This is a genomic window from Mesorhizobium monacense, assembly GCF_056781675.1.
In genome coordinates, this window is the sequence record NZ_CM165567.1 from 5,169,355 (window position 1) to 5,181,728 (window position 12,374).

Below are 12,374 nucleotides of genomic sequence, written 5' to 3' on the forward strand. Positions count from 1 at the left end.
CACTTCGCAGGAGACGTCCGTGAACAAGCATCAAACCGCCAATGCGAACAGCGCCGCCGGCGCGTTTCCGGTGGAGGCCATCCGCGCGATGTTCCCCGCACTGCAGCGGGCTGGCGACTTCATCTTCCTGGACAATGCCGCCGGCGCGCAAATCCCGCAGAGCGTGCTCGACGCGGTGACCAACCATCTGGTAGCGCACAATGTGCAGCGCGGCGGCCGTTATGGCCGCAGCGTCACTGTCGACCAGTCGGTCGCCGATGCCCGTGAAAGCGTGGCGCTGCTGATCAACGCCTATAGTCCATCGGAAATCTGCTTCGGCATGAACGCCACCTCGTTCATCCGCCTGGTCAGCCTCGGCATCGGCCAGATGCTCGCCAAAGACACAGAACGCGACGAGATTGTCATCACCGACATGGACCACGACGCCAACATTGCGACATGGCTGGCGCTGGAATCGGCTGGGGCCAGGTTCAAATGGTGGCGCATGCGCGAGGACGGCAATCTGCATGTCGACGACCTGCGCCCATTGGCTTCCGAGCGCACAAGGCTCGTCGCCTGCACGGTAACGGCGCATTCGATCGGCTCGATCGTCGACGTTGCTTCCGTGGCGAAGATCGCGCACGCGGCGGGCGCCGAAGTGTTCCTCGACTGCGTGCATTACGGGCCGCATGGGCTGATCGACGTGCAGGCCTGGGATTGCGACTATCTGGTCTGCTCCGGCTACAAGAATTTCTCGCCGCATATGGGCTTCCTGTGGGGCCGCTTCGAAACGCTGAAGCGGCTGCCGACCTTCCGCGAGGATTTCATCCCCGACGAGCCGCCCTACAAGGTCGAGGCCGGCACCTTCATCTACGAGAACGTCTCCGGCATGGATGCCGCCGTGCGCTATCTGGAATCGATCGGCCGCAATCTGTTGCCCGAGAACAACCGGTCGCGGCGCGACAACATCGTCGCCGGCATGAACGCCATCCGTGATTACGAGCTGGTGCTGGCGCGCGAGATGTTCGCCGTGCTCAAGAGCTGCAATGCCACGATCTACGGCGTCGCCGACGAGGCCCGCATTCACGAGCGCGTGCCGACCTTCTGCTTCAACATCGGCACGCTGTCGCCGCAGCGGATCGTCGAGGAAATGGCCGAAATGCAGATCGGCATCCGCGATGGCCACATGTATGCGCCGCGGCTGATGAAGCGCCTCAACCTCTCGATGGACAGCGGCGCCATCCGCGCCTCGCTGGTCCACTACAACACGGTGGATGAAGTGCGCCGCTTCGGCGAAGCGCTGCGCACGATCATCGCCAAGTTGTCGTGAGCAGTTTTTTGCGACGACGATCGATTAGACCAGGTGTGTCGAGATTCAGGTCAGGCCGAGTCGAGAATGGTGGGTTCCGAGAACCGGAGCGCAGCGTACTTTAGGTACGTGAGCACCGGAAGCGGAGGAAGCCGCCATTCGCAGGCCGGCCTCACCTGAATATCGGCACAGCTGGGTCAGGCCGCCGCCTTCTTTGCCAGCCTTGCCTTGATGCTGGCCACGTCGGCGCGAGGCGTCGCGGCGAACAGCGTCCTTGTGTAGCTGTGCTTGGGGTCGGCAAAGACCTCGTCGCGCGAGCCGTATTCCACCGCCTCGCCGAAATACATCACCATGACGTCGTCGGCGATGTAGCGCACCACCGACAGATCATGGCTGATGAAGACATAGGTCAACTGGAACTCGTCCTGCAGGTCGGCGAGCAGGTTGAGCACCTGCGCCTGGACCGACAGGTCGAGCGCGGAGACCGGCTCGTCCAGCACCAGCAGGCTCGGGTTCAGCATCAGCGCGCGGGCAATGGCGATGCGCTGGCGCTGGCCGCCCGAGAACATGTGCGGGTAGCGATTGTAGTGCTCGGTGCCGAGGCCGACCTTCTTCAGCATCTTCATGGCGAGGTCGCGGCGTTCTTCGGCAGGCTTGTCGGTGTTGATCAGCAGCGGCTCGCCCAGCACGTCGCCGATCTTCTGGCGCGGATTGAGGGAGCCGTAAGGGTTCTGGAAGACGATCTGCACCTTGCGGCGCATCTCCTTCGTCAGCCCGTCCCTGGCGATGTCGATCTTGTTACCGTCGATGAACAGTTCGCCCGATGTCGCCGGATCGATCAGCGTGATGATGCGCGCCAGCGTGGACTTGCCGCAGCCGCTCTCGCCAACGATGGCCAGCGTCTTGCCCTTGTCGACGCTGAAGGAGACGCCCTTGACCGCATGCACGGTGCGTGCACCGCGGAACAGCCCGCCACCGACATGGTAGTCGCGCTTGATGTTCTTGCCTTCGAGAACCCTGACGCTCATCGGGCGGCTCCCGTGGCTGCCCCTGCTGCGGAGGGCGCCGGTTCGAACAGCATGTCGGACACGGTCGGCAGCCGGTCGCCGACGGCATTTTCCGGCAGCGCCGACAGTAGCGCGCGGGTGTAGTTGCTCTTCGGGCTTTCGAAAAGCGACAGCACGTCGGCCTCTTCCATCTTGCGGCCCTTGTACTGGACGATGACGCGGTCGGCGGTCTCGGCCACCACGCCCATATTGTGGGTGATCATGATCAGGCCCATGCCGTATTTGGCCTGCAGCGAGACCAGCAGGTCGAGGATCTGCTTCTGGATGGTGACGTCGAGCGCAGTGGTCGGCTCGTCGGCGACCAGAAGCTTCGGATTGCAGGCAATGGCAATGGCGATCATGACGCGCTGGCACTGGCCTCCCGACATCTGGTGCGGGAAGGAGTCCAGCCGCTCCGCCGGTTCGGGAATGCCGACCTGCTTCAACAACTCGATGGCGCGGGCACGACGCTGGGCTTTGTCCATGCCCATATGGAAGCGCAGCACCTCCTCAATCTGGAAACCGATGGTGAAGCAGGGGTTGAGGCTGGCCATCGGCTCCTGGAAGATCATCGACATGTCCTTGCCGACGATCTTGCGCCGCTCGGTAGGGCTCATCTTCAGGAGATCGCGGCCGGCAAAGCTCATCTTGTCGGCCGTGACCGTGGCCGTCCACGGCAAGAGCCCCATGACCGCCAGCATCGACACCGACTTGCCGGAGCCGCTCTCGCCGACGATGGCCAGCACTTCGCGCTCCTCGACGTGAAGCGAAACGCCATCTACCGCGCGGAACGGACCGGAAGCAGTCTGGAACTCGACGACGAGATTCTGGATGTCGAGCAACGCCATCACGACCTCCTGAGCTTCGGATCGAGCGCGTCGCGCAGGCCGTCACCGACCAGATTGATGGCGAGCACGGTGATGAGGATGGCGAGGCCGGGGAAGGTAACGACCCACCAGGCGCGCAGGATGAATTCACGCGCCGAGGCGAGCATGGTGCCCCATTCAGGCGTCGGCGGCTGGGCGCCGAGACCGAGGAAGCCGAGGGCCGCCGCCTCGAGAATGGCGTTCGAGAATGACAAAGTGCCCTGGACGATCAGCGGCGCCAGGCAATTCGGCAGGATGGTGCGAAGCATCAGCCTGAGATGTCCGGCACCCGCAACCTTCGCGGCCACGACATATTCGCGGCTCTTCTCCGCCATGACGGCGGCGCGCACCAGTCGGGCGAAGTGCGGCTGCAGGACGAGCGAGATCGCAAGCATCGCATTGAACAGGCCAGGACCGAGGATGGTGACCAGCACCAGCGCGAGCAGCAGAGACGGAAAGGCGAGGATCAGGTCCATGACGCGCATGATCGCCACGTCGACCCAGCCGCGGAAGTAGCCGGCAAGCAGGCCGAGCGTGATGCCGCCGAAGAGCGATAGGGTGACCACGACCGCACCGATGAGCAGCGAGAAGCGCGCGCCGTAGAGCAGGCGCGAGAGCATGTCGCGGCCGACCGCGTCGGTGCCGAGCAGATATTGGGTGCTGCCGCCAGCCTGCCATGACGGAGGTCTCAAGAACGCGGTCTTGTCTTGGACATCCGGCGCATAGGGCGCCAGCACCGGTGCAAGCACTGCCGCCACCACCAAAAGGATGAAGACGAACAGGCCGATGACGGCGCCACGGTTCACCGAGAAATAGTGCCAGAAGGTCCTGAACCCCAACATGCGGTCTGGGCTGGCGGTAAGCGGCGTGATTTCAGTCGACTGGCTCATCATGCCGCCCGTATGCGCGGGTTGATGACGGCGTAGAGCACGTCGACGATCAGGTTCACGGCCATGACGATGAGCGCGATCAAAAGCAAGCCTGACTGCACGACGACATAGTCGCGCTTGAAGATGGAATCGACCATCCACTTGCCGATGCCCGGCCAGGCGAAGATGGTTTCGGTGAGGATGGCGCCGGCGAGCAACGTGCCGACCTGCAGGCCGATGGTGGTCACGACGGGGATCAGCGCGTTGCGCAAGGCATGCACGCCGATGACGCGGGTCGAGGAAAGACCCTTGGCGCGGGCGGTCCGCACATAGTCCTCGCCCAGCACTTCGAGCATGGCCGAGCGCGTCTGGCGGGCGATCACCGCCAGCGGGATGGTGCCGAGCACGACCGCCGGCAGCACCAGATGGCTCAATGCCGAGCGGAAAGCATCCCATTTGCCGTAAAGCAGGGTGTCGACGGTCATGAAGCCGGTGATCGGCTTGAAGAAGAATTGCAGGCCGATACGGCCGGAAACCGGAGTCCAGCCGAGATAGCCGGAGAAAAAGATGATCAGCAGCAGACCCCACCAGAAGATCGGCATGGAATAGCCGACAAGGGCGGTGCCCATCAGCGACTGATCGAACCAGGAGCCGCGTTTGACCGCTGCGACGATGCCGGCCGGGATGCCCAGCACCATGGCGAAGATCAAGGCGAAAACAGAGAGCTCGATGGTTGCCGGGAAGAGCGTCATGAAATCTTCGATGACCGGGCGCTTGGACGAGATCGACACGCCGAAATTACCGGTCGCGGCATCGCGGACATAGTGCGCATATTGCTGCCAGATCGGCAGATTGTAGCCGAACTGTTCCTTCAGTTCTTCGTAGCGCGCGGGCGACACGCCATGCTCGCCGGCCATGGCAAGGATGGGATCGCCGGGCAGCAGCCTGACGAAAGCGAAGGCACAGATGGTGATGCCGATCAGCGTCGGGAGCACCAAGACGATTTTGTGGAGGAGATATCGGAGCATCTTGATAAAGGGGGCGGCGCTTGATTGCGCGCCGCCCGCCTAACAGTTCTATTCGGCCTTGTCGACGCCGTCGAAGCGATGAATGCCAAGCGGGTCCATCATGAAGCCGGTGACATTTTTGCGCACGACTGCGTAGACCTGGCTGTGTGCCATGAGGAAGGCCGGGGCCTGCTTCTGGAAGACAACCTGCGCCTGCTCATAGAGCTTGGTGCGTTCGGCCTGGTCGCTGGTCTTCTTGGCCTTCTGGATCAGGTCCTCGAAGTCCTTGTCGCACCAGCTCGAATAGTTCGACACGCCGATGGCCGAGCAGGCGAACAGGGTGGCGAAGAAGTTGTCCGGATCACCATTGTCACCGGTCCAGCCGATCTGGAAGGCGCCGGGGCGTTCCTTCTTCTTGCCTTCCTCGCGATACTTCGTCCACTCGTAGCTAACGATCTCCGCCTTGACGCCAACCTTGGCCCAGTCAGCCTGGATCAGTTCGGCGGCACGCTGGAAGTTCGGGTTGTAGGGACGGACGCGATCGGAGGCCCAGAGCTGGATCTCCTTCAGCCCGGCATCGGCCAGCACCTTCTTGGCCGCTTCCGGATCATAGGCGTCGGACTTCACGTCCTTGTCCCACGACCACATGGTCGGCGGGATCAGATTGTCGGCCGGCGTGGCGCCGGCATCCTGGAACAGCGACTTGATCAGCGATTCCCGGTCGATCGCCTGGTTGAGCGCGTGGCGCACCTCCGGCTTGTCGAGCGGCGGGATGGTGGTGTTGTAGCTCATATAACCGATGTTCAGGCCGGCCTGATCCATCAGGGTCACGTCCTGGTTGGCCTTGATCGTGCCGATGTCGGCAGGATTCGGATAGGGAGCGATGTCGCACTCGCCGGCCATCACCTTCTGGATGCGGGCCGTCGCGTCGGGCGTGATGGCGAAGACGAGATCGTCGATCTTTTCCTTGCCCTTGAAGTAGTCCGGGTGGGCCGCATAGCGGATGACCGAATCCAGCTGGTAGTCGACGAACTGGAACGGACCGGTGCCGATCGGCTTGGTCGAGAAATCGGCCATCTTGCCGGATTTCTCCAGCTGCTCGGCATATTCCTTCGACACGATCGAGGCGAAGTCCATGCCGAGATTGGCAAGCATCGGCGCGTTCGGCTCGGTCAGCGTCAGCTTGACGGTCAGATCATCGACCTTTTCCCACTTGGCGACGTATTTCGGCATGTCCATGCCGGTGTAGTAGTCCCAGGTCAGGTTCGGCAGGTACTTCTCGCCGTTCCAGGGGTTTTCCTTGTTGAACTGGCGATCGAAGGAGAAGACGACGTCGTCGGCATTGAGGTCGCGCGTCGGCTTGAAATAGTCGGTGGTCTGGAACTTCACGCCCGGATGCAGGTGGAAGGTATAGACCAGGCCGTCGTCGGAGATTTCCCACTTGTCGGCGAGACCGGGCTCGATCTCGGTGCCGCCATGCTTGAACTCGACCAGGCGCGAATAGACCGTGCGCGACGAGGCGTCGAAATCGTTGCCACCCGTTGTGGTACCCGGGTCGAAGTTGGCCGGCGATGCCTCCGAGCAGTAGACCAGCGTCTTTGCGCTGGCCACGCCGCTGAGGACGCTTGCAGCCAGCAACGCGGCTGCAAAAGTCAGTTTCTTTTTCATTGAGCACTCCCTGATGTTCTGCCAAGCCCCTCTATCAGGCTCGCGAAGCGCGCATATAAGCACCGTTTTTCTGGCTTTGGAACACCTCGTTTGCGTACCCCATGGTAAGCAGAAAAAAATTCCGCTCATACGATAAATCGCAGAAAAATCTGGCAGATTCCACCGATCACGACATTATTAACGACCTCATTTTTTTATTGATCCGCGATGCGTTCGACGGCGCCGCCGCAGGGCCTTCGATTGGTCGCGCGTGTCTGAAGATATCGGTCCGGGCCGGCACGCCCGGAGAAGATTTCGACGGCAGATCTTTCCCGTTCTGCCGCAAGGGCAAGACTTGCACGCTCGCCGATAGTCGCAATACATAGGTGGCATGCTGGATTTCTTGGGGAATCCGCAACCGCTGCAGCGGAGGACGTTTCTGTCAATCAGAGGCGACGCGGCACGAAGCAAAGATCGAGGGAGGGACAGGTGGCAAAAGCAGCAAAGACAACGGCTCCGGCGAAGGCAAAGGCCGCTTCAAGGCCGGCCGCCGGCTCCGACAAGGCGAAAGCGCCAGCCGCCAAGACCGCCGCGCCGGCCAAGCCGAAGGCGGCAGTTGCGCCGGCGAAGGCAATCGCAAAGCCTGCGACCAAAACCGCGGCTGCAAAGACATCCAAGCCGGCTTCTGGCAAGCCGACCGCCGCGAAGGACGCGGCCAAGCCCGCCGCTGCCAGCCCGGCCGCCAAGGCGACATCGGCAAAGCCTGCGTCGAAGCCTGCAGCCGACCCGGCCAAGCGATTGCCTAAGGCGCTGACCGCGCTTGCCGCCGGCCTGCCACAAAAGCCATGGCTCGCCAGCTATCCGAAAGGCGTCCCGGCCGAGATCGGACCCCTGCCCTACAGTTGCATCGGCGACTTTCTGGTGGGCGCCTGCAAGCAGTTTGCCGGCCAGCCGGCATTCGTGTGCATGGGCAAGTCGATCACCTATGCCGAACTCGAACGGCAGTCGGCTGCCTTCGGCGCCTATCTGCAATCGACAGGACTGCAGAAGGGCGCGCGCGTGGCGCTGATGATGCCGAACGTGCTGCAATATCCGGTAGCGATGATGGCCATCTTACGCGCCGGCTATACGGTGGTGAACATCAATCCGCTCTACACGCCGCGCGAGCTGGAGCATCAGCTGAAGGACTCAGGCGCGCAGGCCATCGTCATCCTCGAGAATTTCGCCAACACGCTGCAGGCGGTGATCGCCAGGACGGCGGTCAAGTATGTCGTGGTCGCCGCGATGGGCGACATGCTTGGCGCGCTCAAGGGGACGATCGTCAACCTCGTCGTACGCCGGGTGAAGAAAATGGTGCCGGCATGGTCGCTGCCCGGCCATGTCAAATTCAACGCGGCCCTGAAGGACGGCGCCGGCATCGCCTTCAAGCCGGCCAAGGTCGCGGCAGACGACATCGCCTTCCTACAATATACGGGCGGCACCACCGGCGTCTCGAAGGGCGCGACGCTGCTGCACTCCAACGTGCTCGCCAATGTCGCGCAGAACGCGCTCTGGCTCGAGGATGCGTATACGGTCCGGCCGAGACCGGCGCATGCCAACTTCGTCTGCGCGCTGCCGCTCTACCATATCTTCGCGCTGACCGTGAACGCGCTGATGGGCATGCAGCAAGGCGCCCAGAACGTGCTCATTCCGAACCCGCGCGACATCCCCGGCTTCGTCAAGGAGCTGCAGAAATACCCGATCCACATTTTCCCGGGCCTCAACACGCTGTTCAACGCTCTGCTCAACAATGAGGATTTCCGCAAGCTCGACTTCAAGCCGCTGGTGCTGACGCTGGGCGGCGGCATGGCGGTGCAGAAGGGCGTCGCCGAGCGCTGGAAGGCGCTGACCGGCTGCCCGGTCAGCGAGGGCTACGGACTGTCGGAAACCTCGCCGGTGGCGACCGCCAACAAGTTCAGCGCCGGCGACTTCACCGGCACGATCGGCCTGCCGCTGCCCTCGACCGAGATCGCCATCCGAGACGACGACGACAACAACGTGCCGCTCGGCGAAGTCGGCGAGATCTGCATCAAGGGTCCGCAGGTGATGGCTGGCTACTGGAACCGGCCGGACGAGACCGCCAAGGTGATGACCAAGGACGGTTTCTTCAAGTCGGGCGACATGGGCTTCATGGACGAGCGCGGCTACACCAAGATCGTCGACCGCAAGAAGGACATGATCCTGGTCTCCGGCTTCAACGTTTATCCGAACGAGCTGGAAGAGGTCGTGGCCCAGCATCCGGGCGTGCTCGAAGTGGCGGCGATCGGCGTGCCGGACGAGCATTCGGGCGAAGTGCCGAAGCTGTTCGTGGTCAAGAAGGATCCGGCACTGACCGCCGAAACCTTGACCGCCTATTGTCGCGAGAACCTGACCGGCTACAAGCGGCCGAAATACATCGAGTTCAGGACCGAACTGCCGAAGACACCGGTGGGCAAGATCCTGCGCCGGGCATTGCGGGACTAGGCGCGATTTTGAACGACGGCCCCGGCAACGGTGGGATAGCGGATAGTCGACGTCCCGAACCGGCGGCGTTTATCAAGGCGAACATGCGCCTTATGCCTGTTCCGGCGATTCCCGAAATCCGGCTCTACACGGCCCATCCGGCAAGCGGCCTCCGGCGGCTTACCGAGTGGCGAGACAATGGGGCCGAGTCGCAAGACGAGATCGAGGCCGACGAGCCTGAACCGCAGCCGCCCTACTGGGCCTATGCCTGGGCGGGCGGCGCGGTGCTTGCCCGCTACATACTCGACCGGCCGCAGACGGTGGCGGGGCGGCGCGTGCTCGACCTCGGCGCCGGTTCGGGCCTCGTCGGCATCGCCGCGGCAAAGGCCGGCGCCAGCACGGTGATCGCGGCCGAAATCGACAGCAACGGTGTTGCCGCACTTGCCCTCAACGCGGCGGCCAATGGCGTCGCTATTACCTTGATCGGTGAAGACATCACCACCGGCCCGCCGCCGGCGGTCGATCTCGTTCTTGCCGGCGACGTGTTTTACGGCCGTGAGGTTGCCCTACGGGTTACACCGTTTCTCGACCGCTGCCTGGCAGCCGGCATCGATGTGCTGGTCGGCGATCCCCGTCGCGCCGATCTGCCGCTGTCGCGGCTGCGGTTGCTCGCCGAATATCAGGTGCCAGATTTCGGCGACGCGAAGGGTGCCGCGAGCAAGCCGAGCGGTGTGTTTCGCTTCGAGATGGAAGATCGCTAGAGCGCGAGCGCCTTCGATGCACACGGCTTTGGGGTCAGACCGTCTCCTTGACCCGCGCCGAAAGAAAGCCGGGCAGATCGGCAACCGAATCCAGAACGACGTCGGCGATCGACGACAGCGATTCGCGCGTGCCGGTACCGGAGAGTACGCCGACCGCCAGCCCGCAGCAGCCGGCCCGCGCCATTTCGAGGTCGTGGCGGTTGTCGCCGACCATCGCGATCTCCGCCGGCCTGAGCCCGGTCAGGTCGCAAAAGGCGAGGATCGTATCCGGCGCCGGTTTCGGCCTTGCCACGGAGTCGTAGCCATAGGCGGCGTCGAAAAGCTGCGCCACGCCGAGCGTCACCAGGGTCTTTTCGGCGCCGCTGGTCGAATCGTTGGTGGCGACGCCCAGCCTGTAGGATCTCTTGTGAAGCGCCCTCAGCGAATCGACGATTCCGGGCAGCTCCACCGCCATGGCCGAGCCCTGGACCGAGGTGATCTCGTTGAAGCGGGCGACGGCAAGCATCTGGTCCTCGTCGGACAGGCGCGGGAACCAAAGCTCGACGACATCCATGTTCGAGCCGGAGGCGAAGATCGAATCGGGCTTGAACCGCTTGTTGACGAAATCGAAGCCGGCCGCGGCAAGCAGCCTGTCGGCCTTCCAGCGATCGCCTTCGGCGGCGTCCATGGCCATGAAATCGGCAATGCCGAGCCATGTCGCGTTGAAGTCGACAAGCGTGCCGTCCTTGTCGAACAATATGCCCTTGATATCCGCCAAACTTTTCACTCCTGACCGCGCAAGCGGTGAATGTGTTCCACCAGTCCGGCAGTCGAGGCGTCCCGCTTTGCGGCATTCTCCTTGCCTTCCACGACAGGCAGCAGGCCGGTCGCAAGTTCCTTGCCGAGTTCGACGCCCCACTGGTCGAAGGAATTGATGTCGAACAGCGTGCCCTCGACAAAGACGCGATGCTCGTAGAGCGCGATCAGCCGACCGAAGGTGCGCGGGTCAAGCTTCCTGTAGAGGATGGTCACCGACGGACGATCGCCCGAGAAGACACGGTGCGGCGCGATCTTGTCGACATCGGCCGGCTTCATGCCCTTGGCCAGCATCTGCGTGCGCGCTTCCTCCAGCGTGCGGCCCTTCATGAGGGCTTCCGACTGGGCCAGGCAGTTGGCGAGCAGCAGGTCGTGATGGTGCTTGAGGTCGGGTTCGTGGCCGACGGCGGCGGCGAGGAATTCGACCGGAATGACGTCGGTGCCCTGGTGCAGCAACTGGAAGAAGGCGTGCTGGCCGTTGGTGCCGGGCTCGCCCCAGACCAGTGGGCCGGTCGGCGTGGTGACCGCGCCACCGTCAAGGGTCACGCTCTTGCCGTTCGATTCCATGTCGAGCTGCTGCAGATAGGCCGGCAGCCGCGACAGGCGCTGGTCGTAGGGGATGACGGCTCGGGCCGGATATTTGCAGACCACGCGGTGCCACCAGCCAATCAGCCCCATCAGCGCCGGCAGGTTCTCTTGCAGCGGCGCGGTGCGGAAGTGCTCGTCCATCTCATGGGCGCCGTCGAGAAAGGCGCGGAAATTCTTCGGGCCGATGGCGATCATCACCGGCAGGCCGATGGCGCTCCAGACCGAGTAGCGGCCGCCGACCCAATCCCAGAAGCCAAAGACGCGGTCGGCCTCGATGCCGAACTTCGCCACCAGGTCGAGCGCGGTCGAGACGGCAGCGAAATGCTTGCCGACGGCTTCCTTGCCGAGCGCCTTCTGCACCCATTTTCTGGCCGTCTCGGCATTGGTCATCGTCTCGACCGTGGTGAAGGTCTTGGAGGCGATGACGAACAGCGTGGTTTCGGCGGACAGGCCCTTCAGCGTGTCGTGGATATGGGCGCCGTCGATGTTGGAGACATAATGCGCGCGCGGCCCGTCGTGATAAGGCGCCAGCGCCAGCGTCGCCATGGCCGGGCCGAGATCGGAGCCGCCGATGCCGATGTTGACGATGTCGGTGATCCTCTTGCCGGTAGCGCCGGCCGCCTTGCCGGAGCGCACGGCGTTGGCGAAGGCCCCCATGGCGTCGAGCACGGCGAGGACCTCTGTCTTCACATCCTGCCCGTCGAGCACCACGCCCTTGCCGCTGAGGTTGCGCAGCGCCGTGTGCAGCACGGCGCGACCTTCGGTGACGTTGATCTTCTGACCTGAGAACATAGCGGCGCGCCGGCCCTCGAGGTCGGCGGCCCCGGCCAATTTCTCCAGCAGGTCCATCGTCTTCGCGTCGACCGCGCATTTCGACCAGTCGAGCAACAGGTCGCCGTCGGTGGCGGAGAATGTCTCGAAGCGCTTGGGATCGGCGGCAAAGGCCTCGCGCATGCTGCCGGACGCGGCTGTGCGATGATCGCGCAACGCGGCGAGCTGTTTTTGAAAGGACGATTGATCCACTGC

Annotated in this window: 11 protein-coding genes; 4 read left to right on the forward strand and 7 right to left on the reverse strand. The window is 63.3% G+C overall.

Translation table 11 applies throughout. The features are described 5' to 3' along the window. Positions 1 to 19: 19 nt before the first annotated feature. Positions 20 to 1,309 (forward strand): cysteine desulfurase-like protein, encoded by a 1,290-nt coding sequence (locus AC1RUK_RS24780; protein ID WP_481838550.1) that lies wholly within the window; start codon positions 20 to 22, stop codon positions 1,307 to 1,309. A gap of 176 nt (positions 1,310 to 1,485) precedes the next feature. Here the strand turns inward: AC1RUK_RS24780 and AC1RUK_RS24785 are convergent, their stop codons facing one another. The 5 genes from AC1RUK_RS24785 to AC1RUK_RS24805 are packed head-to-tail and all read right to left on the reverse strand — an operon-like array spanning position 1,486 to position 6,744. After that, on the reverse strand, positions 1,486 to 2,316 hold the full coding sequence (locus AC1RUK_RS24785) for a dipeptide ABC transporter ATP-binding protein (protein WP_481838549.1): 831 nt from the start codon (positions 2,314 to 2,316) through the stop codon (positions 1,486 to 1,488). After that, entirely contained in the window at positions 2,313 to 3,182 is an 870-nt protein-coding gene (locus AC1RUK_RS24790) for an ABC transporter ATP-binding protein (RefSeq protein ID WP_481838548.1), read from the reverse strand. The genes AC1RUK_RS24785 and AC1RUK_RS24790 overlap by 4 nt, the downstream gene beginning before the upstream one ends. After that, positions 3,182 to 4,042 carry an ABC transporter permease subunit gene (locus AC1RUK_RS24795; RefSeq protein ID WP_436171855.1) on the reverse strand — a complete coding sequence of 287 codons (861 nt, stop codon included), beginning with the start codon at positions 4,040 to 4,042 and terminating at the stop codon, positions 3,182 to 3,184. The genes AC1RUK_RS24790 and AC1RUK_RS24795 overlap by 1 nt, the downstream gene beginning before the upstream one ends. Before the next feature lie 47 nt (positions 4,043 to 4,089). Further along, on the reverse strand, positions 4,090 to 5,097 hold the full coding sequence (locus AC1RUK_RS24800; RefSeq protein ID WP_481838547.1) for an ABC transporter permease subunit: 1,008 nt from the start codon (positions 5,095 to 5,097) through the stop codon (positions 4,090 to 4,092). A gap of 48 nt (positions 5,098 to 5,145) precedes the next feature. After that, positions 5,146 to 6,744, reverse strand: coding sequence for an ABC transporter substrate-binding protein (locus tag AC1RUK_RS24805; RefSeq protein WP_481838546.1), 1,599 nt, complete (start codon positions 6,742 to 6,744; stop codon positions 5,146 to 5,148). A gap of 101 nt (positions 6,745 to 6,845) precedes the next feature. On the opposite strand from AC1RUK_RS24805, the gene AC1RUK_RS24810 reads away from it, so the two are divergent. The 3 genes from AC1RUK_RS24810 (at position 6,846) to AC1RUK_RS24820 (ending at position 9,965) form a co-directional block, all read left to right on the forward strand. Next, positions 6,846 to 7,109: a hypothetical protein gene (locus AC1RUK_RS24810; protein WP_481838545.1), complete on the forward strand. Its 264-nt coding sequence runs from the start codon at positions 6,846 to 6,848 to the stop codon at positions 7,107 to 7,109. 103 nt (positions 7,110 to 7,212) lie between these two features. Beyond that, complete coding sequence (locus tag AC1RUK_RS24815) at positions 7,213 to 9,225, forward strand: long-chain fatty acid--CoA ligase (RefSeq protein ID WP_481838544.1); 2,013 nt, start codon at positions 7,213 to 7,215, stop codon at positions 9,223 to 9,225. Positions 9,226 to 9,233: 8 nt separating this feature from the next. Continuing rightward, positions 9,234 to 9,965, forward strand: coding sequence for a class I SAM-dependent methyltransferase (locus AC1RUK_RS24820; protein ID WP_481838543.1), 732 nt, complete (start codon positions 9,234 to 9,236; stop codon positions 9,963 to 9,965). A 34-nt stretch (positions 9,966 to 9,999) separates the two neighbouring features. Here AC1RUK_RS24820 and AC1RUK_RS24825 read toward each other — a convergent pair whose 3' ends face one another. Together AC1RUK_RS24825 and pgi are read right to left on the reverse strand one after the other, a co-directional pair. Continuing rightward, positions 10,000 to 10,722: an HAD family hydrolase gene (locus AC1RUK_RS24825; RefSeq protein WP_481838542.1), complete on the reverse strand. Its 723-nt coding sequence runs from the start codon at positions 10,720 to 10,722 to the stop codon at positions 10,000 to 10,002. A gap of 5 nt (positions 10,723 to 10,727) precedes the next feature. Continuing rightward, on the reverse strand, positions 10,728 to 12,371 hold the full coding sequence (pgi, locus tag AC1RUK_RS24830; RefSeq protein WP_481838541.1) for a glucose-6-phosphate isomerase: 1,644 nt from the start codon (positions 12,369 to 12,371) through the stop codon (positions 10,728 to 10,730). Positions 12,372 to 12,374: the final 3 nt, after the last annotated feature.